Origin of the sequence: Variovorax sp. PMC12 (assembly GCF_003019815.1) — a bacterium.
In the GTDB taxonomy this organism is placed as follows: domain Bacteria; phylum Pseudomonadota; class Gammaproteobacteria; order Burkholderiales; family Burkholderiaceae_C; genus Variovorax.
Genome location: NZ_CP027773.1, coordinates 1,124,513 through 1,144,879, shown reverse-complemented (window position 1 = coordinate 1,144,879; position 20,367 = coordinate 1,124,513). Strand labels below are relative to the sequence as shown.

The window sequence follows — 20,367 nt, the reverse complement described above, 5'->3', positions numbered from 1 at the left end:
CATGGACACGCTCCACACCATCGACACCCCCGCTGCCGTCGTCGAACAGTCCCGCATGCGGCAGAACATCGCGCGCATGCAGCAGCGCATGGACGCGCTCGGCGTGCGCTTCCGGCCGCACGTCAAGACCACCAAGTGCATCGAGGTGGCGAAGGCGCAGCAGGCGGCGGGCGCGCGCGGCATCACGGTGTCGACGCTGAAGGAGGCCGAGCAGTTCTTCGCCGCCGGCTTCAGCGACATCCTCTATGCCGTGGGCATGGCACCGCACCGGCTGCCGCATGCGCTGGAACTGCGCCGGCGCGGCTGCGCGCTGGGCATCATCACGGACGGCATCGAGTCGGCACGGGCCATCGCGGATTTCGGCCGTGCCAATGGCGAGGCCTTCGACGTGCTGATCGAGGTCGACACCGACGGGCACCGCTCGGGCATCCGGCCGGAAGAAGACCGTTTGCTGGAGGTGGCCCGCGTGCTGCACGACGGCGGCATGCGCCTGGGCGGCGTGATGACGCATGCCGGCTCCAGCTACGACTTCGACACGCCGCAGGCGCTGCGCGCCGTGGCCGAGCAGGAGCGCGCGGGCTGCGCCCGCGCGGCGCAGCGGCTGCGCGACGCGGGGCTGCCGTGCCCGGTGGTCAGCGTGGGCTCCACGCCCACCGCGCTGATGGCGCAGACGCTCGACGGCGTGACCGAGGTGCGGGCCGGCGTCTATGTGTTCTTCGACCTGGTGATGCGCAACGTCGGCGTGTGCAGCGAGGAAGACATCGCGTTGAGCGTGCTCACCACGGTGATCGGCCACCAGCCCGAAAAAGGCTGGGCCATCCTCGATGCGGGCTGGATGGCCATGAGCCGCGACCGGGGCACGCAGAAGCAGAAACAGGACTTCGGCTTCGGCCAGGCTTGCGACCTGAACGGCCGGGTGCTGGACGGCTACGTGCTCGGCGGCGCGAACCAGGAGCACGGCATCCTGTCGCGCCAGGGCGAGCCCGACGCCGGCATTGCCGCGCGCTTTCCCATCGGCACGCGGCTGCGCATCCTGCCGAACCACGCCTGCGCGACCGGGGCGCAGTTTCCGCAATACCAGGCGCTATCGGAAGACGGAACCCTGCAGCCCTGGGGGCGTTTCCACGGCTGGTGATGCTCAGTGGTTCACGGGCGCGTGCAGCACCGCGGCCGCGCCCGAGCCCGCCGACGACACCGTCGGCGCCACCGCCGCGTCGGCCAGCGTGTGCACCGGCTCGCAGCGCCCGTAGGTGTCGTCGAAGCGCACGATGTCGTCTTCGCCCAGGTAGCCGCCGGTCTGCACCTCGATCACCTCTAGCATGGTCTTGCCCGGGTTCTCCAGCCGGTGGATGGCGCCCGAGGGCAGGTAGATCGACTCGTTCTCGCGCACCAGCGTCACTTCGCCGTTGCAGGTGGCGCGGGCCGTGCCCTTCACCACGATCCAGTGCTCGGCGCGGTGGTGGTGCATCTGCAGCGACAGCTTGGCGCCCGGCTTCACGGTGAGCCGCTTCACCTGGAAGCGCTCGCCCATGTCGACGCTGTCGTAGGCGCCCCAGGGCCGCACCACGCGGCGGTGGTCGGTGGCCTCGGCGCAGCCTTCGAGCGCGAGCTTGCGCACCACGTCCGCCACCTGTTCGGCGCAGCCCGCGCCAGCCACCAGCACGGCGTCGGGCGTGTCCACGATGATCAGTCCGTCGGTGCCCAGCGCCACCACCGGCCGGTGCGGCGCATGGATGAAGGTGTTGCGCGCGTTCAGCGCGCTCGCCTTGCCGCTCAGCCGGTTGCCGTCGCCATCGGGCATCTGCAGGCTGGCCACCGCGTTCCAGCTGCCGACGTCGCTCCAGCCGCCGTCGAACTTCACCACCGCGATGTCGTTGTGCTTCTCGAGCACCGCGTAGTCGATGCTGTCGGCGCGGCAGGCCGAGAAGGCCTCCGGCTCCAGCCGCAGGAAGCTGCCGTCGACCGACACCGCGGCCGCGGCACGCTCGCAGGCGCGCAGTATGTCGGGCGCATGCGCGCGCAGCGCGGCGAGCAGCGTGCCGGCGCTAACCAGGAAGATGCCGGCGTTCCAGAAATAGCCGCCGTGCAGGATCAGCGTCTCTGCCACGCTCGCCGTCGGCTTCTCGACGAAGCGCACCACGGCCCGGCTGCGGCCGTCGGCCGATTCCGTTCCTGCCTCTATGTAGCCATAGGCGGTGCTGGGAAAGCTGGGCGCCACGCCGAAGGTGACGATCTGCCCGGCCAGCGCCGCCGGAACGCCCTCGCGCACGGTCTGCGCGAACAGCGCCGCGTCGGGTATGTGGTGGTCGGCCGGCGCGAACAGCAGCAGGTCGCCGGGCTCCGCCAGCAGTGCCGCGCAAGCCATGGCCGCGGCCGTGTTGCGCGCCACCGGCTCCAGGATCTGCCGGCCCGTGACGCCCGCGCTCTCGACCGTTTCCTTCACCAGGAAGCGATGGTCTTCCGACGCGATGCAGGTGATGTCGCGGCTGAGCCCCGACAGCCGCTCCAGCGTGAGGTGCAGCAGGCTCTTGCCGCCGAGCAGCGGCGCGAACTGCTTGGGCAGCGCCTTGCGCGAAAGCGGCCACAGGCGGGTGCCGCTGCCGCCGCACAGGACCACGGGATGGATGGTGGAGGTGGTATTCATGATGGCGCGATATGGTTTGGTTGCCGGCTCAGATGAGCCCGGAGTAAGCCGCGTAGCTCACGGCCTGCGCACGCGAGTGCACGTGCAATTTCTTGTAGATGTTCTTGATGTGCGCGTTGACCGTCTGGCCCGAGATGCCCAGCTGCACGCCGATCTCCTCGGTGACCTGGCCGCGCGCCACGCAGCGCAGGATCTCGCACTCGCGCGTGGTCAGCGTGGCCTCTCGCGTGGGCGGGTCGCCGGCCGGCGGCGGGCTGCCGGGCCGCGCGCTCAGGCGCGAGAGCAGGCGCCGCGCGAGCCGCGGCGTGATGGCCGCGCCGCCGTTCACCACCTGCAGCACCGCCTGCGCGAAGCTCTGCAGCCAGGCGTCCTTCAGCAGGTAGCCGGTCGCGCCCAGTTCGAAGGCATGCATCACGTGCGTCTCGTCTTCCAGCGCGGAGATCACGATGATTTCGCAGCCGGGATGCTGCTTGCTGGCCTCGCGGATCAGTTCGAAGCCGGTGCCGTCGCCCAGCCGCAGGTCGACCATGAGCACGTCGAACTCGTGCGTGGCCAGCAGCCGGCGGCCGTCGCGCAGGCTGCCGCCCTGGCCCTCGAGCTGTATTCGCAGGTCCGACAGCAGTTCCTGCGCGATCACCCGGCGCATGAAGCTGTCGTCGTCCACGAGCAGCACGCGCACCGGCGCGCCTTCCTGCCCGGTCAGGAAGCCCGGCCACAGCGGCTGGGTGGGAGGGCAGACGCCGCCCGGCGGATATCCGCTCCGGGCGTCGGCCTGCTCTTCTGGGGAGCGGTGTGCGTTGTCAGGCATTGGAGTGTCCGAGGTTGGAAGTTGCGTGAAAGATCTGCAGGTCGGCGGCGCCCAGCCATGGCGGCTGCATCGGGGGCACCGGGTCGTCGAAACCGTGCGGGTTCGCGGCCTGCCAGCGCCAGCTGTCCGCGCACATCTGGTCGAGGTCGCGGCGCGCGCGCCAGCCCAGGCGGGCCTGTGCGTTGCGTGCGTCGGCCCAGTAGGCGGGGGCGTCGCCGGGCCGGCGCGGGCCGATGCGCAGCGCGATGCGCCGGCCGCTGGCGCGCTCGAAGGCGCACACCACCTCCAGCACCGAGGCGCCGCGGCCCGTGCCCAGGTTGGTCATGAGGATGCCGGGCTCGCGCGCCGCGTGGCGCAGTGCCGCCACATGGCCTTCGGCCAGGTCCATCACGTGCACGTAGTCGCGCACGCCGGTGCCGTCGATGGTTTCGTAGTCGGCGCCATGCACCAGCAGATATTCGCGCTCGCCCGCAGCCACCTGCGAGATGTAGGGCATGAGGTTGGCGGGCGGCCCGTGCGGGCGCTCGCCGAGCAGGCCGCTTTCGTGCGCGCCGACCGGGTTGAAATAGCGCAGGCAGGCAATGCCCCAGCGCGGATCGGCATGCGCGAGGTCGGCCAGCAGGTTTTCCACCATGGCCTTGGTGCGGCCGTAGGGGTTGACCGCCGCATACGGGGCGCTCTCCGGTATGGGGGAGTGCCGCGCGTCGCCGTACACCGTGGCCGACGACGAGAACACCAGGGTGCGCACGCCGGCGCGGCCCATCGCCTGCACCAGTGCCAGCGTGCCGGCCAGGTTGACGTCGTAGTACGCCAGCGGGTCGGCCACCGATTCGCCCACCGCTTTCAGCCCCGCCAGGTGCACCACCGCCTCGATCGCATGCTCGGCGAACACCCGGTCCAGCGCAGCGCCGTCGCGTACGTCGCAGCGCAGCAGCAGCGGCTGCAGGCCGGTGATGCACCCCACCCGTTGCAGCGAACGCGCGTCGCTGTTGACCAGCGTGTCGAGCACGAGCGGCTGGTAGCCCGCCTCGATCAGCGCCACGCAGGTGTGGCTGCCGATGAAGCCTGCACCACCGGTCACGAGTATCTTGGCGCGGGGCATGGTGTGGGCTCCTTGGCGTGGACAGCGTCGGCTCAGCCGGCGACGCAGCGAAGCAGTTCCTGCTCCAGGCGCTGCAGGATGGCGTCCTCGTCGAGCGCGGACTCGGCGAACCGGCGGCCGGCCGCACCCATCTGCTCGCGCAGTTCGGGCGACATGGCGAGTTGCTCGATGGCATCGGCCAGCGCGGCGGCGTCGCCGGGCTCGACCACCATGCCGCGCCCCTTCACCACGTTGCTCAGCTCGGTGCCGGCGTGCGCGGTCACGACCACGGCACGGCCGCTGGCGAGCATGCCGCCCAGCTTCGACGGCATGACCAGGTCGGCGGCGTCGGCGCGCTGGGGCAGCACGTGGATGTCGGCCATGCTCAGCAATTCGTTGAGCCGCTCGGCCGGCTGCAGCTCCAGGAAATGCACGTTGGCCAGGCTGGCGCAGGCGGCGTGCAGCGACTCGCGGCTCGGCCCGCTGCCTGCGAACACGAAATGGATGCTGCCGGAGCACACCAGCAGTCGCGCCGCCTCCGCCAGAAGCTCGATGCCCTGCTTGGTGCCGAGGCTGCCCGCGTACAGCACCACCACCGCGTCGTCGGGAATGCCGAGCGCGGGCCGGTAGCCGTAGGGCGCGACCGTGCGCGGCAACGGGTGGATGGCCTTCACGTCGACCCAGTTCGGAAACAGCACCACGCGGCTCTCGTCCACGCCCTTGCCGCGGGCCTTCTCGATCATTGCGGCCGAGATGGTCGATACCCGGTCGAAGCGGCTCATCAGCCAGCGCTCGGCCGAGCGTGCGAAGCGCTGCGCGCGTTCGCCGCGCACGTGGCCCAGGCCGAAGGCGGCATCGACCTCGTAGTCCTGGATGTGCAGCCACGACTTGATGCCCCGCAGCCGCGCGAACAACAGCGCCGACGGCGCGCAGAACAGCGGCGGCTCGACCACGAACACCACGTCCGGCTTCCAGCGCCACTGCGCCAGCAGCACCGGAAAGCTCGACAGCATGAAGGAGAACAGATGCCCGAGCCGCGCCAGCGCGCGCGGCCGCGCGGGCACCCACAGGGGCGTGCGCCAGACGGTCACGCCGGCCCAGTCGCTCTTGCGGTAGGTCCAGGCCGAGTAGCCGCGGTACACCGACCACTGCGGAAAGAACGGTGGCGCGGCAATCACGCGCACCTCGTGGCCCCTGGCATGCAGCCAGCGCGCCATCTCGCCCGAGTACTTGCCGATGCCGGTGAGCTCGGGCGAGAAGTTCATCGAGTACAGCAGGATCTTCATGGCGACCGCCTCAACAGACGGACGATGGGGAAGAAGCCGAACTGCAGCCGCATGCGCGTCTCGTACAAGGCGAAGTCGCTCAGGCAGGCGATGAAGAACACGTAGTGCGGCCGGCCCGGGAACAGCAGGATCACCGCGCCGTAGGACAGCAGCCGCAGCGCCACCTCAAGCAGCGCCCAGCGCCCGAGCGAGCCCATGGAGGTCTTCAGCGACAGCACCATCTCGTGATGGATGGTGTAGGTGCGCAGCAGGAAATACGGCGCAATGCACAGGAAGATGGTGCGCGCCTGCTCGCCCATCTTGAGCAGCGGCGCGGCCACGGTGATCAGCCCCGCCAGCCCGACGAACAGCGCGCAGCCCAGCAGGAACGAATGCCGTGCCAGCTGCAGCTTCGAGGCCGCGAGCTTTTCCGGGTCGGCGTCCATCATGGCCGTCGTCTTGGTGAACAGGAAGGCTTGCACGAACTGCGACGGCGCCTCCGCCAGCAGGAACGCGAGCTTGAAGGCGCCCACGTAGCTCAGCGGCATGAAGAAGGCCACGATCAGCAGGTCCGACTTGCGCAGCAGGAAGGTCAGCAGCGAATACACCGTGGCGCTGGCCTGCGATGCGAGCTCGAGCGCGTGCCGCCCCCGCGGCGGCGCCGCGCCGCCGGGCGGGATGCAGATGGCCGCGCACACCACCACGAACGCGAACAGGTTGATGAGCAGCAGGTGCGCCACGTCCAGCTCGAAGCCCAGCGCGGCGCAGATGCCCACGCCCAGCACCAGGATGGTCGAGCGGATGCCGGCCTCGAGATTGAGCAGCCCCGCATGGCCGAGGCCGCGGCTGTAGGCCAGGCGCAGGCAGTTGAACGAGAACACCGCCAGCGTGACCACCACCAGCACGAAGGGCACGTCGGCCACCGGCAGCCTCTGCAGCGCCAGGATGACGACGATCAGCGCCGTGGCCACCGGCAGCCCGAAGGCCAGCGTGCGCACCACGTCGCCCTGCGTCACGCCGGGCGGCACGGCCGCCGCGTTGCGCGAGAACAGCAGCGTGCTGCCCAGCGTGCCGACCACCAGCGCCACTTCCAGCACCGACTGGTAGATCGAGTATTCGCCGAAGCGCGCGGGCGACACGTTGGCCGCCATCAGGAAGATGGCGACGAAGCCCGACAGATAGACGTAGAGCCGCGAGACCAGCGCCCCCAGGCCGAGCAGGCGCGCCATGCGCGCGCCGGGCAATGCGAGTGAAGGGCTGAAGGGTTTCATGCGCGCGGCCTGTCGGGTTCGGGCTACTTGGCGGCCGGGGCGTTTGCGAGGCCGAGCGCGTCGAGGGTGCGGCGCACCCGCGTGGCCAGCCGGAACGCCTTGTTCTTGGCGCGCCGCGCCACCATCAGCGCGTAGGTGACGGCGGCCACGGTGCGCATGCGGCCGTGCAGCGCGTGCGGCATGGCCATCTTCGCGCTGCCCTGGAAATGCAGCGCCACCACGTTCGTCCGCCCGCCCGCCGCGGACGTGAGCCACGGCCGGCCGTCGGCATAGGTGATGCGCTTGGCGCCGCCGCGGTAGCGGAACTCGTTCGCCAGGTGGTTGTGCGGGCTGTTGATGTTGTGGTCGATCACCATGCCTTCGAGCACGCGGTTGATCGGGCCGTCATTGCCGCTGGCGCGCGCCCACAGGTAGAGCAGCGTCATGTCGGACACGCCGCCGCGGATGCCGCGCGCCGCAAAGCGCGCCGCGATCTCGCGCAGCTTGCGCCGGCCCGATGGCGTGGTGTAGGTGTCGAGCACGAAGGCCACGAAGCGCCGCAGGCCGTTGGCGGTCCAGTAGCTCACGTGCGGCGAGACCTGGCAGGGGTTCCATCCGTCGGCGGGGCTGATGTAGGAGCCCGAGAAGTCCGCCTTGCCGGCAAGGCGTCGCACATGCTCGCCGATGCCCTTGAACAGCAGCACGTCGCTGTCGATCAGCACGAAGGCGCTGCAGCCGGGGTTGGCGGCCAGGTATTGCGCGAGCAGGAAGTAGCGCCGGAAGCAGATCCGCTCGAACTCCGGCGAGTTGCTCGACAGGTGCACGTAGGCATGGCGAAAGCGTTCGTAGGCGGGGCCGGCGTCGGTGTCCGACAGCACCACGAGTTGTTCCTGCGCGAGCGCGGCGGACTCGCGGCACAGCGCGAGCGTGCGGTTCTGGCGGTCTTCGACCACGACGAAGGGGAGGGCGGTGTGGGTCATGTGTGACAGCATGGGTGGAGGGTTGATGCGGCGCGTCAGGGCTTGCGGGCGGTGGCGCTCTTCACCAGCGCCACATGGGCGGGCAGGAAGCGTCCGTTGTTGTCCAGGGGCATGTCGAGCGTGAAGAGGCCGCGCGCCACGCGGGCCTCGCCGATCCAGTCGCGCAGCTGCTGCGCGGTGAAGCGCGGCGCCGCCTCGCGGCCCCACGAGGGCGTGAGCGGCGTGAGCACGTGGAACACGAGCTCCGAAGGCGGCGGCGCGAAATGCGCGGGCGGCTGCATGTATTCGCCGGCCATGAGGTTCTGGCAGGGCGCGCTCTTGAGGCTGAAGCGCGCCTGCCCCTCGCCGGCATTGAAGGCCAGCCAGCGGTTGGCCGCGCCGCTGCGCGCGGCGTCGCACAGCGTTTCCCAGCCCGCGGCCGAGATGCCCTGCGTGTTGTAGGTGCCGTCGAACCACCAGCCCTTTGCCAGCGGACCGTAGCGCTCCGACCAGTCGCGGATCACGCTCGACCACGCGGCGATGAAGCGCGCCGGCGGCGGCTCCTGTTCGGAAACGTCGCCCAGGCAGGCCATGAGCGCGGGGTCGGCCTGCGGGGCACGGAACGGCAGGTACAGGATCAGCGCGATGCCGCGTGCGCGCAATGCCTCGCCTATCTCCAGCGGCAGGTCGCGTGGCGGGCGGTTCCTGGCGGCGCCGGGGCACAGCACCTCGAGCGCGGAGTTCGGCGAGATGTACTGGCCGTTGTTCTGGCCCAGCGTGAGGATCAGGTGCGACGCACGCATCTGCGCCAGCCCCGAAGCGAAGGCTTCGACGTCGAAGTTCTTGACCTGCGCGATGGACTGCTTGTCCGGCAGGTAGTGCACCATGACGCCGAAGCCGGGCACGGGGGCCTCGGCCTGTTGGGCAGTTTGCGCGGTTTGCGCGGGCTGTGCCAGCGCAACCGATGCCGTGGCGCAAAGAAGCAGCAGGGTGGCGAGCGCTTTCATTGCACGGCCCTCGCCAGCGGAACGGCGGCGCGCTTGAGCGCCAGGTAGCGCGCGGCCACCGCGCCCGGCGCGCAGGCCTGGGCGTGCAGCCATGCGGGCCGCGTGCGCTCGTGCCGGGCCAGGTAGCGCGCGAGCCGGTAGGTGTCGCAGGAGGCGCTGCCCACGAAGAAGCCGTAGCCCGAGAACAGTTCGCGGTGCACCGGAATGTCCGACAGCAGCAGCGGCACGCCCAGCGTGGCGGCTTCGGCGGCCGAGAGATTGAAGCCCTCGAAGGTCGACAGCGAGATGAACGCCGTGGCGCCCGCGTAGAGCCGCACCAGTTCCTCACGCGACACCAGCCCGCGGTGGCGCACGCAGCCGCGCACCTCGGGCGCCAGCGCGGCGACCATGCGCTCCACCTCGGCCGCGCCGTTGCCGGTGATGTCCAGGAAGTCGACCAGGCCCGCGCGCTTCATGCGCTCGAACAGCGCGAGGATGCCGCTGAAGTTCTTGTGCGGGTAATAGTGGTAGGCCGCGATCAGGTAGCGCTCCTGCGCCTGTTCCGTTTCCGGCGCAGGAGCACGGACGGGCGCGCGCGGCGCGTCCACCGGGTTGAAGATCACCGAGGCATGCGCGCAGCGCGCGAAATGCCGCTCGAAGTCATGCAGGCTGCTCTTGCTGATGAACACCGCGTTGGCCGCGCTGTGCGCGACGCGCCACAGGCTCCAGTCGAGCCACATGCGCTTTGCCCGGCTGAAGTACGCCGGGTAGGCCTTGTATTGGAGGTCGTGAACGATGACGACCGCGTCCGCGTGGCGCCCGAACAGCGTGAAGGGCAGGAAGTAGTTCGGGAACAGCGCGTACACCCGCTCGCCGGTCAGCAGCGCGCGGATGCGGTGGAAGTTGTAGAGCAGCGTTTCCAGCAGGAAGCGGCTCACGCCGAACCGCCGCGCCGCTTCGTACAGGCGTGGATGCCGCTCGCTGACGGACTGCACGCTGTCCCCCTGCGACAGCCGCATGTTGCGCAGCAGCACCTCGGCAACGTTGAGCACGCCGCCGGACCTCGGGTTGAGGCGGATGGTGTCGTAGAACAGGTAGGTGGCCATGTGCTTGCTCACGGAGTCGGGAGGTCGTGGCGCACCGTGGGCGGCAGGGCACGCACGCGGCGCATGCGGCGGCTGCGCGCGCTCAGGGCGCCGGCGATCACCGCGGCGATGAGGCCCGAGGTCGCGAACGGGCCCCAGCCCAGGATCGGACCGCGCATGAACGGCACGTAGGCCGACAGCAGCACCAGCGCCGAGAGGTAGCTGCCCGACAACGCGCGATGCGGATCGATCGCCCTGTCGACCAGCCGGAAGCCCGCGGAGATCGCGATGCCCAGCAGCAGCGGCCCCATCAGCCCGAAGTCGAAATAGGCGGTGGTGAACGGCGGCAGCGACAGGTTGCTCTGCGAGAAATTGCCAAGAATGGCCGACCAGCCGAGCGGATCGAAATCCGGAAACATCTTCAGGTCGCGCGGCAGGAAGAACGAGAAAGCCGACAGCAGGTAGCGGCCCCAGCCCAGGTCGGGAATGGGCGCGCGCTCCAGGATGCCCGCCACCACGAACATCGCGTCGAAGTCCTGGCTGAACGGAAAGGTGGTTAGCCCTTCGCCCCACATGCTGCCGCGCGAGAGCAGGTTCAGCACCGGCCCGAGCGCGGCGATGGCGCCGAAGATCAGCCCCGCCAGCGCCCAGCGCCAGTGCCTCTGCCGCGCCAGCGCGTGGATGAACAGCGGCAGCAGCCCGATCAGCAGGATCTGCCGCGCCGTGTTGACCGGGTTGGCCGCCACCGCCGCCAGCGCCAGCGCCAGCCCCGCCGAGGCCCAGGCCCACGGCGTGCGCCGGCGGAACGCATGGATCGTGAGCGCCACGAAGCACATCAGCACCACCAGCTTGGGCAGCGTGCTGTACACGATGAAGTCGACGGGAACGCTGTCGTCCTCGCCCGGCATGCCGCGGGCCACGAAGTTCAGGTCGGGCCGGATGAAGAGCGTCGCGAAGGCCGCGAACGAGCAGCTCAGCAGCAGCAGGAACGGGTGGGCCACGCCGACCGCGCGCGCATGGTGGAGGCCCGGGCGGTGCACCGGCGATTCGGGCATGCCGAAGCGCGCGGCCTCCACGCCGGCCATGTACAGCAGCAACAGAACCAGCGCCTGCGTGTGCGAAGACGTGGTGAGCACGCCCGTTTCCCAGAAATCCACGTCGTTGGCGATCTGCATCGCCGGCGCCAGCGAGAAATAGGTCAGCAGGGTGGCGTAGTGGATCAGCAGGAACACGCTGCCGCCCGAAGAACCCAGCAGCGCGAGCTGCACCAGCGACAGCACGAACACCGCCGCATAGCCCCAGGCAGGATCGACCAGCCCGCACAGGAAGGCGCAGACGATGCCGGACCAGAAGGTGAGGGTTCTCATGGCGGGCTCCGCGCTCAGGCCTCGATGCTCTGGGGCGTGTGGTACCCGTGGCGCTGCAGCAGCGCACGGCGCTTGGCCAAGCCGAGATCCGAAGCGACCATCTCGGCCACCATCTCGTCGAGCGTGATCTCCGGCACCCAGCCCAGGTCGTCCGCCGCCTTGGCCGGGTTGCCGCACAGCGTCTCGACCTCCGAGGGGCGGAAGTAGCGCGGATCCACACGCACCAGCACGTCGCCGACGCAGACTGCCGGCGCATCTTCGCCTTCCACCGCGCTGACAATCGCCACCTCGTCGAGTCCGCGTCCTTCGAAGACCAGTGTGATGCCGAGCTCGCGCGCGGCCTTGGTGACGAACTCGCGGATGCTGTACTGGATGCCCGTGGCGATGACGTAGTCGACCGCCGTCGGCTGCTGCAGCATCAGCCATTGCATGCGCACGTAGTCCTTGGCGTGGCCCCAGTCGCGCAGTGCGTTCATGTTGCCGAGAAAGAGGCACTGCTCCAGACCTTGCGCCACGTTGGCCAGCCCTCGCGTGACCTTGCGCGTCACGAAGGTCTCGCCGCGCCGCGGGCTCTCGTGATTGAAGAGGATGCCGTTGCACGCGTAGAAGCCGTAGGCCTCGCGGTAGTTCTTGGTGATCCAGTAGGCGTAGAGCTTGGCCGCGCCGTAGGGGCTGCGCGGATAGAAGGGCGTGCTTTCGCTCTGGCGGCCCTCCTGCACGAGGCCGTAGAGCTCGCTGGTGCTGGCCTGGTAGAAGCGCGTCTTCGACTGCAGGCCCAGCAGCCGGATCGCCTCGAGCAGCCGCAGCGTGCCCAGCGCGTTGATGTCGGCCGTGTATTCCGGGCTCTCGAAGCTCACGGCCACGTGGCTCTGCGCGCCCAGGTTGTAGACCTCGTCGGGCTGGACCTCCTGCATGATCCGCGTGAGGTTGCTGCCGTCCGCCAGGTCACCGTGGTGCAGGTGAAGATGGCGCTGCGCGATGGAATGCACGTCGGCGTAGAGGTGGTCGATGCGTCCGGTGTTGAACTGCGAGGTACGGCGCTTGATGCCGTGCACCTCGTAGCCCTTCTCGATCAGCAGTTCCGCAAGGTAGGAGCCATCCTGGCCCGTGATGCCGGTGATGAGTGCGCGTTTAGGCATGTTCGATCTCTTCGGTGGACAAGGTGGTGGAGAGGTAGGCGGCATAGGCGCGGCGCAGGCCTTCGGCCAGCGGCACTGTCGGCCGCCAGCCGATGGCGGCGGCGCGCGTCACGTCGAGCAGCTTGCGCGGCGCGCCGTCGGGCTGGGTGGTGTCGTAGCGGATGTCGCCCTGGTAGCCGGTCACTTCGCGGGCCAGTGCAGCCAGCTCGGCGATGGACACGTCTTCGCCGGTGCCGAGGTTGATGTGGCCGCACATCGGCGTGGTGTGGTGCGCGTAAACGGCTTGCGGAAGGTTCATCACCGCGATGCAGCCGTCGGCCATGTCATCGACATAGAGGAACTCGCGCCGCGCGCGGCCGCTGCCCCAGACGACCACCTGCGGCGCGCGTTCCTGCCGGGCGCGGTGGAAGCGCTGCAGCAGTGCCGGCACCACGTGGCTGTTCTGCGGGTGGTAGTTGTCGCCGGGGCCGTAGAGGTTGCTCGGCATCACGCTGCGGTAGTCGATGCCGTGGCTGGCGCCGTACTGCCGGTTGTAGCTCTCGCAGAGCTTGAGGCCGGCGATCTTGGCGATGGCGTAGGGCTCGTTGGTCGGCTCGAGCGGTCCGCCGAGCAGCGCGCCTTCGGCCATCGGCTGGCCGGCCAGCCGGGGATAGATGCAGCTGGAACCGAGGAACAGCATGCGCTTCACGCCCGCCAGAAATGCCTGGTGCGTCACGTTGGCCGCGATCATCAGGTTCTCGTAGATGAACTGCGCGGGGTAGCTTGCATTGGCATGGATGCCGCCGACCCGGGCCGCGGCCAGGTACACCTGGTCGACAGGTTCCATCGCGAAGAAGCGGGCGACCGCCGCCTGGTCGAGCAGATCGAGTTCGGCACGGCTGCGCGTGACGACCTCATGGCCTGCCTGCGCAAGCCGCGTCGCCAGCGCCTGGCCAACCATTCCGCGATGTCCGGCTACGAAGATGCGCATAGATGCTTTCATGGGTGGAAAAGGCGGCCCTAGCGCGAGCCACGCGCCCCGGCAACTACCGCGAAGGTCTTCAACAGAATCACGAGATCCCGCGTCAGCGACAGCGTGGACACGTACTCCGCATCCATCGCCGCGCGCCTGCGGTAGCTCACCTCGTTGCGGCCGCTGATCTGCCACAGCCCGGTGATGCCGGGGCGCACCGCGCAGTAGTGGTCCCAGTAGTCCCCGTACAGCTCCTTCTGCGCGAACATGCAGGGCCGGGGGCCGACCATGCTCATGTCGCCCAGCAGCACGTTCCAGAACTGCGGGAACTCGTCGATGCTGTACTTGCGCAGGAATGCGCCGAAGCGGGTGATGCGCGGGTCGTGCTCCAGCTTCTGGTACATGTCCCATTCGCGACGCGCGCCGGGGTTCTCGCGCAGGTGGCGGGCCAGCACGGCGTCTGCGTCGGCCACCATCGAGCGGAACTTGAGGAAGCGGAACACCTTGCCGTCCTTGCCGTAGCGCGGCTGCATGTAGATGGCCGGGCCGCCCGAGCTCATGAGCACGCCGAGCCATATCAATGCGTAGGCCCAGCCGAAGAAGACGAAGAACGAGCCCGCCATCGCGATGTCTGCCGCGCGCTTGGCCGCGCGCAGCCACGGGGCACCGCCGATCGGTGCATAGACGGGTGTGTTGGCGGCCGCGCCGTGAGCGGGCTGCGGCGGGGTGTTGGATCGAAGAACGCTCATGCCGCGTGCTCCGGTTCGATCCGCTTGGGCATCACGGTGTCGGCATCGTTCAAGCTCAGCGCGCCGGCGGACTCGCGCCTGTAGGCGTCGTAGTAGCCGTAGCTGTAGCCGCGGTAGTGGCGCCGTGTGGTGTCGACCGCGTTGAACACCACGCCGTGGAAGGCCGCGCCCACATGGCCCAGGCGCTTGACGCTTTCGAGCAGCTCGCCGCTCTCGCTCTGGTCGGCGCGGGCCACCAGCAGCAGCGTGCCCATGCTCGGCGCCATCGCTGCGGTCTCGGAGGCCAGCAGGGCAGGCGGCGCGTCGACGATCACCACGTCGTAGCGGCTGGACAGCGTGGCCAGCGTCTGCGAGAAGACGTCGCTGGTCATCATGCCGGCGGGGTCGGAGTGCAGCGTGCCCGAGGTCATGACATCCAGGCGCGGCAGCACGTGGTAGTGAATGGCGCGGTCCAGCGGCACGCCGCCGGTGATCACGTCGGACAGCCCGTCCTTGCGCTGCAACCCGAACTCCTCGCTCAGGGTGCCGCGGCGCAGGTCGGCGTCGATCAGCAGCACGCGCTTGCCCGACGACGCCAGCAGCGTCGCGAAGTTGGAAGACACGAAGGTCTTGCCCGCGCCCGCGGTGGCGCTTGAGATGAGCACGCGGTTGTTGGGCGCGCCCAGCATCACGAACTTCAGCGCGGTGCGAAGGCGGCGCAGCCCCTCCAGCGCCGGGTCTTCGACATGCAGCGCCGCCAGCACCTTCACGCCCGGCTTGCCGCCGCGGATGGCGCGGTCGAGCACGCGCTGCTGGGTGCTCAGCGCGATGGTGCTGTACACGTTGAGCCCGGTGACGGCCTCGATCTCCTCGGGGCTGCCGATCGACTTCTTCAGCGTCTTGCGCAGCAGTGCCGTGGCCCCGCCCAGGAAGAGCCCGCCCGCCAGCGACAGCGCCATGACGATCAGCGCCTTCGGCCGCACCGGCTTCTCGGGCAGCAGCGCCTGGTCGAGCACGCGCACGTTGGCCACCTTGCCTTCCTTGGCCAGCCGCATCTGCAGCGAACTGTTCAGCAGCGTCGCGTAGAGGTCGGTGTTGACCTTGATGTCGCGCTGCATGCGCAGCGAGTTCTGCTGCAGCATCGGCATGCGGCGGATGCGCCCGTCGACCGCGCCCAGCTCCTTCTTGAGCGAGGCGATCTGCGAGTCGAGCGTCTGCACCGCCGGGTGCGCCGCGGTGAAGCGGCCCACCAGGTCCAGGCGCTTCTGCTTCGCGTCGAGCAGCTTGGCCTGCAGGTCGACGTTCTGCGACAGCGCGTTGCGGGCCTCGTCGTCCAGGCTGATGGTGCCGTTCTGGTTGCGGTACTGGTTGTAGCTGTCTTCCGACTGCTCCAGCTGGGTCTTGAACTTGGGCAGCTCGGTGCCCAGGAAGGCCAGCGCGCGCTCGGCCTGCACCGTCTTCTGGTCGATGTTCTGGCGCACGTACAGGCGCGAGACTTCATTGAGCACGTCGGCCAGCTGGCCGCGGTCCTCGGCCTGCATGCTGACGTCCATCACGCCCGACTGCTTGCCTTTCTCGACCACCCGCAGGTCTTTCTGCAGGCCCAGCAGGGTGAGCTGCTTGGAATTGCGCACCAGCTCGAAGGCGCCGCCGGGCTCGGCCTCGAAGGAGCCGACCAGCAGGTGCAGCGTGCCGCCCGGCACGGCGGCGTCCAGCGGCACGCCGACCTTGCCCTGCAGCGGGGCCTCCAGGCCGGAGTTCGTCAGCGTGTAGTTGCCGCCGGCCTCCGCCGTCAGCAGGAACTTCTTGCCTTCGAAGGCCGGCGGCACGTCCATCTGCGCAACGGCGATGCGCTCTGTGCCCGAGACATAGTCGCCCATGCCGAAGATGCCCGGCGAAGACAGCCGGCTCGAATGCCGCGCCAGGAACTCGCCCACCACCGGGATGTAGCGCGGCCTGGCGCTGATGTAGAGCCTGGTGTTCTCCATGGCCTGGCCCAGCACCATGCGCGAGCGCAGGATCTCGGTCTCGCCGGCGACCGGCGTCTTCGAGGCGATGCCGGCGCCCCCGGTGGCGTCACCGGGGAAGTTGCCGCCCGAGCGGTCGGAGTCTTCCACCTGGATCAGGATGTTGGCCTCGTAGACCCTGGGCCCGAACAGCGCATAGCAGGCACCCGCCAGCAGCGCCAGCGCCGTGAGTCCGGCAATGAGCCAGCGGCTGTCGATGAGGATGTCCAGGTATTCCTGGAACCGGGATTCCCGGACCCAGGATGCCTCGACCATGGGCATGGGGGTGCCCGCCGGAGCGGGAAGCGAAGGTTGCCAACGCGCGTTCATGGGGTTCACCTTTTCGTGCGGGAGACGGGGTGGGGCGCTTACCGGCGCGCGGTGTCGCGGGCCAGGTTGATGACCTGGGCCGACGGAAGAATCAGGCTGAACACGCGGCTCCACGTGGCCAGCGGCACATGGTCGACGTACACCACGTCGCGCGGCTGCAGCTCGAAGCGGTCGGCCAGCGCGAGCGCCACCGGGTTCCTCGCGTTGAGGTTGAAGACCTGCGGCGCGCCGGGGTTGTCCGGCGTGTTGCGCACGACGTAGATCTGGCCGGTGTCCGCCGTCGTCAGGTCGGGCCCGCCCACGTCGCCCAGCGCCTCGTTCAGGCTCAGGCGGCCGTTCAGGCGCATCTGCAGCGCCGACGGCGCCCGCACTTCGCCCATCACGTAGACCCGGTTGTCCTCGCGGGTGCCGACGTTCACGATGTCGCCGTTGCGCAGCGGAATGCCGTTGGCGTCGAAGCCCTGCGCCTGCAGCAGCGGCAGGTCGATCTGCGTCGATACGCCGCCGCGCGTGAGCGTGACATGCGAGCGGTCGCCGAGCTGGGTGAAGCTGCCGGCGCGGCTGATGGCTTCGGAAAGCGTCATCGGCACGTCGGTGAAGATCTGAAGCCCGGGCGTGCGCACCTCGCCCTGCACGTAGGCGCGCTGGCTGCGGAACGACTGGATGCGCACCGACACCTGCGGTTCCTTGACGAAGGCCTTGATGCGCCGCGCAACCAGTTCCGATGCGCCGCTCTCCGTCAGGCCCTGCACCTTGGTGCGCCCGATGTACGGAAAGAAGATCTCGCCCTTGGCGTCGACGATGAAGCCGGGCGCCACGGTCACGCCGGTCGGGTCCGACTGCTGCGCGATCACCGCGCCCGCGTTGGGCAGCAGTTCGGGGTGGTCGTAGACGATGATGCTGATCACGTCGCCCGGCCCGATGGTGTAGACCGGGGCTTCGGCGAACAGCCTCTTGATGGAGTCGGGCACGCCCTTGGGCCGCTGCGCGATCTGCGTGCGGATCAGGTCGGGCGTGATCGGAATGATCTTGCCGGCGGCCGCCGACGCGGTCGCGTCCCCACCGCCTTGGTTGCCGTCGCCGTAGTTCAGCGGCCCCGGCGTGCCGAAGCCCGGTGCGCAGCCCGCCAGCCCCAGGGAAAGCAGCAGGGCCAGGCCCAGCCATCGCAGGCGGTATTCCGCCAGGGCGAGGGCTGAGAGCGTGCGCATGCCCGGCGAGGGCCTGGCGGAATGGATGTGGTCCATGGTTATCTCCTTGACTGCCGGTGTGAACGGTTCTGTGCGGGGTGGGTCGGGCTTGGCCGGCTCAGGGAGCGGCCAGGGTGGTGGGCATGGCGCGCCCGGCGCCTGCCGCGGCGCGGCTTGCGCTGCGCCGCTCGGTGCTGGCGCCGAAGCAGCGCTCGGCGACCCAGTCGCCCACCGACTGCAGGAACAGCTGCTGTCCCTTCTCGGTGCAGACGGTGTGGTCGACCTCGCGCATGAATTCGTACTGGAGCGATTGCGCGAAGGGCGCATGGCGGAAGGCGCCGAGCTGGTCGCGGTCGTAGTCGCAGACATGCAGCGAACCCGAGTACAGCAGCTGCATCGCCACCTTGCGCTCGGCCAGCTGCTTCATGGTGGCGGCGAACCAGTTGGCGGTGGCCTCGGGCGAGCTTTCCTCGGTGAAGAAGCCCGGCAGCGGCTTGTTTCCCGTCTGGATGCGCAGCACCCGGCGCTTGACCCAGCGCAACGCCTTGCCAGCGAACGACGGGTGCACCGGCGCGGCCAGCGCGCGCCGCACGGTGCGCTCCCAGCGCGTGCGGCGCTCGGGGAAGGCGAAGCCGTCGAACATCGAGATGCCGATCACGCGCGTGTCCGCCGCGCCGGCCGACATGGCGTGCTCCGCGCCCGAGCACATGCCGACGATCACGAACTGCCGAATGCCCAGCCTGTTCTCGATCAGGTCCATGGCTGCGCGCAGGTCTTGCACGGCGCGCGTGCGCAGGTCGCTGCTGGCGTCGGCCGCGTCGCTGTCGCCCACGCCGCCCAGGTCGAGCCGCAGGCTGCTCACCCCGCGCGCGGCCAGCAGGTGCGCCAGCTTGACGTTGATGCGGCGCGGGCCGACCCGGTGGTTGGCGCCCATGTTGAGCATCAGGCAGCCCACCGCGGCGGCGCCCTGGCCAGCCGGCGTGGTGAGCATGCCCACCAGCGATTCGCCTTGCCCGAAGCGGACCGGGCTTTGCGTCATGTCATTCATGAAGAGCTCCCTGGAGGCGGTTGAGCGCGTCCGCCGGCACCATCGCGCTGTTGGGATAGGGGTCGGCGGTCCACTCGAGACGGTGCTTGAAGTAGGCGAGGCGCACCGGCATGTGGCGCGACTGCTGCTCGGCGGCCCATTGCGCCGTGTATTCGTCTTCTGGCTGCGCCAGCACCAGCGTGTCGTGCAGCGCGGTGAGCTGCAGCGCGTCGGGCGTGAGCGCCGCGAGCTGCGCGCGCAGCGTGCTCGAAAGGGAAGCGCCCAGCGCTTCTTCCGGCACGGCGTCGGGCTCGCGCAGCAGGTTGCGGCGCCATGAGAGGTCGGGAATGCAGAAGGTGGCGTCGATGGCCGCCACGTGCTGCTCGCGCAGGAAGCGGGCGTAGCGCCGGCCGTCGATCACCGGCTCCCAGAGCACCAGCCGCACCGGGTCGCAGCGCCCGTTGCGCGCGGCCAGCACCGCCAGGGTGGCGCCGAGCCGGGCGCCGACCCAGACGATGCGCGCGCCGGGCGCACGGCGGCGCAGCTCCTCGTGCGCCGAGCACAGGTCGCGCCGCCAGCCTTCGAACTCGCCCTGGCGCTCGTCGCCCGGTGAATCGCCGGTGCCGTAGAAGTCGAAGCGCAGCGTGGCGATGCCGGCGCGCGCCAGGCGCTCGGCCAGCACCTTGAAGAAGCGGTGCGTGCGCAGGCCCTCGGCGCCATAGGGCGGGCAGACCAGCACGGCGGTTTCCGCGCTGCCGGCGTCTTCCGCGGGATGGAAGATGCCGAACAGCTGGCGCGACGCCGGTCCGAACATGAGCGCGAGGGAGTTCATGCGCGTGCCTCCGCCATCGGACCGCTCACGGTCGCGCGGCCCTGGGTCTCGCGCCATTCGGCGATCGCGCCGACGCAGTCCATGCGCGGCGGCGCGGCGCCCAGCACCAGCCACAGGATGCGCCCGGCCACCGAGAGCTCGACGCTGCGGCAATCGGGCTCCAACCCCACCTCGAAGCTCTGCGGCGACACCAGCATGCCCACGCCGATCGCCTTCAGGCAGGCCTCCTTGCGGGTCCAGCAGGTCAGGAAGGCGCGGTCGCGTTCGTGCTCGGGCAGCGCGGACAGGGCCTCGTTCTCGCGCCGCGTGAAATGCCGCGCGGCCAATGCGGCGGCGTCGGGCACCTTGCGAAGCAGTTCGACGTCGACCCCCAGCGGCCCGCGCCCGCCGATGGCGATCAGCGCCAGCCCCTGGCAATGGCTCATGGAGAACTGCGTGCGCGGGCGGCCCTGGAGCGAAGGCTTGCCGAAGGCGCCGACGGCAAAGTCCAGCGCATCCGCCGGCAGGCCGGTGTGCGCGGACAACACCTGCCGCAGCGCGATGTGCGCCGCCACGAAGTGCTGCCGGTCGCTGCCGAACCGGAAGCCGTCCGCCCGCTCGCACTCGTGCTGCGACAGGATCTGCGCGGGCAGCAGGTCGGTGAACTCGTCCAGGTCGACGTAGCGGCAGACCGATGCGTCGATGGAGCGTGCGAGGGAGGCGCTTGTCATGGCGTTCTTTC

The 20,367-nt window shown here is 69.7% G+C and carries 18 protein-coding genes; 1 reads left to right on the top strand and 17 read right to left on the bottom strand.

What is annotated here, in order from left to right; all coding sequences use genetic code 11:
• Position 1: 1 nt before the first annotated feature.
• Entirely contained in the window at positions 2-1,135 is a 1,134-nt protein-coding gene (locus C4F17_RS05195) for a DSD1 family PLP-dependent enzyme (protein WP_106934517.1), read from the top strand.
• Positions 1,136-1,138: 3 nt separating this feature from the next.
• Here C4F17_RS05195 and C4F17_RS05190 read toward each other — a convergent pair whose 3' ends face one another.
• From C4F17_RS05190 to C4F17_RS05110, 17 genes are all read right to left on the bottom strand, one after another.
• Complete coding sequence (locus tag C4F17_RS05190; RefSeq protein WP_106934516.1) at positions 1,139-2,644, bottom strand: mannose-1-phosphate guanylyltransferase/mannose-6-phosphate isomerase; 1,506 nt, start codon at positions 2,642-2,644, stop codon at positions 1,139-1,141.
• A 28-nt stretch (positions 2,645-2,672) separates the two neighbouring features.
• Complete coding sequence (locus tag C4F17_RS05185) at positions 2,673-3,452, bottom strand: response regulator transcription factor (RefSeq protein WP_081271558.1); 780 nt, start codon at positions 3,450-3,452, stop codon at positions 2,673-2,675.
• Entirely contained in the window at positions 3,445-4,554 is a 1,110-nt protein-coding gene (galE, locus tag C4F17_RS05180; protein WP_106934515.1) for a UDP-glucose 4-epimerase GalE, read from the bottom strand. Before galE ends, C4F17_RS05185 begins: the two co-directional genes overlap by 8 nt.
• Before the next feature lie 32 nt (positions 4,555-4,586).
• On the bottom strand, positions 4,587-5,819 hold the full coding sequence (locus tag C4F17_RS05175) for a glycosyltransferase WbuB (RefSeq protein ID WP_106934514.1): 1,233 nt from the start codon (positions 5,817-5,819) through the stop codon (positions 4,587-4,589).
• On the bottom strand, positions 5,816-7,069 hold the full coding sequence (locus C4F17_RS05170) for a lipopolysaccharide biosynthesis protein (RefSeq protein WP_106934513.1): 1,254 nt from the start codon (positions 7,067-7,069) through the stop codon (positions 5,816-5,818). Before C4F17_RS05170 ends, C4F17_RS05175 begins: the two co-directional genes overlap by 4 nt.
• A gap of 23 nt (positions 7,070-7,092) precedes the next feature.
• Positions 7,093-8,028: a hypothetical protein gene (locus C4F17_RS05165; RefSeq protein WP_106934512.1), complete on the bottom strand. Its 936-nt coding sequence runs from the start codon at positions 8,026-8,028 to the stop codon at positions 7,093-7,095.
• 35 nt (positions 8,029-8,063) lie between these two features.
• Complete coding sequence (locus C4F17_RS05160) at positions 8,064-9,014, bottom strand: hypothetical protein (RefSeq protein ID WP_234382588.1); 951 nt, start codon at positions 9,012-9,014, stop codon at positions 8,064-8,066.
• Entirely contained in the window at positions 9,011-10,111 is a 1,101-nt protein-coding gene (locus C4F17_RS05155) for a glycosyltransferase (RefSeq protein WP_234382585.1), read from the bottom strand. The genes C4F17_RS05160 and C4F17_RS05155 overlap by 4 nt, the downstream gene beginning before the upstream one ends.
• The gene (locus C4F17_RS05150) at positions 10,108-11,445 is read right to left on the bottom strand and encodes a hypothetical protein (protein WP_081268277.1); all 1,338 of its coding nucleotides are present in this window, start codon (positions 11,443-11,445) and stop codon (positions 10,108-10,110) included. The genes C4F17_RS05155 and C4F17_RS05150 overlap by 4 nt, the downstream gene beginning before the upstream one ends.
• Positions 11,446-11,459: 14 nt before the next feature.
• Positions 11,460-12,584: a GDP-mannose 4,6-dehydratase gene (gene gmd, locus C4F17_RS05145; protein WP_106934511.1), complete on the bottom strand. Its 1,125-nt coding sequence runs from the start codon at positions 12,582-12,584 to the stop codon at positions 11,460-11,462.
• The gene (locus C4F17_RS05140; protein WP_106934510.1) at positions 12,577-13,554 is read right to left on the bottom strand and encodes a GDP-L-fucose synthase family protein; all 978 of its coding nucleotides are present in this window, start codon (positions 13,552-13,554) and stop codon (positions 12,577-12,579) included. Before C4F17_RS05140 ends, gmd begins: the two co-directional genes overlap by 8 nt.
• Positions 13,555-13,583: 29 nt before the next feature.
• On the bottom strand, positions 13,584-14,285 hold the full coding sequence (locus tag C4F17_RS05135; protein WP_106934509.1) for a sugar transferase: 702 nt from the start codon (positions 14,283-14,285) through the stop codon (positions 13,584-13,586).
• On the bottom strand, positions 14,282-16,600 hold the full coding sequence (locus tag C4F17_RS05130; protein WP_106934508.1) for a polysaccharide biosynthesis tyrosine autokinase: 2,319 nt from the start codon (positions 16,598-16,600) through the stop codon (positions 14,282-14,284). The genes C4F17_RS05135 and C4F17_RS05130 overlap by 4 nt, the downstream gene beginning before the upstream one ends.
• Positions 16,601-16,638: 38 nt before the next feature.
• The gene (locus C4F17_RS05125) at positions 16,639-17,808 is read right to left on the bottom strand and encodes a polysaccharide biosynthesis/export family protein (RefSeq protein ID WP_106934507.1); all 1,170 of its coding nucleotides are present in this window, start codon (positions 17,806-17,808) and stop codon (positions 16,639-16,641) included.
• A gap of 97 nt (positions 17,809-17,905) precedes the next feature.
• Entirely contained in the window at positions 17,906-18,835 is a 930-nt protein-coding gene (locus tag C4F17_RS05120; protein ID WP_106934506.1) for an alpha/beta fold hydrolase, read from the bottom strand.
• Positions 18,828-19,646: an alpha/beta fold hydrolase gene (locus tag C4F17_RS05115; protein WP_106934505.1), complete on the bottom strand. Its 819-nt coding sequence runs from the start codon at positions 19,644-19,646 to the stop codon at positions 18,828-18,830. Before C4F17_RS05115 ends, C4F17_RS05120 begins: the two co-directional genes overlap by 8 nt.
• Entirely contained in the window at positions 19,643-20,356 is a 714-nt protein-coding gene (locus C4F17_RS05110; protein WP_106934504.1) for a 4'-phosphopantetheinyl transferase family protein, read from the bottom strand. The genes C4F17_RS05115 and C4F17_RS05110 overlap by 4 nt, the downstream gene beginning before the upstream one ends.
• Positions 20,357-20,367 lie beyond the last annotated feature (11 nt).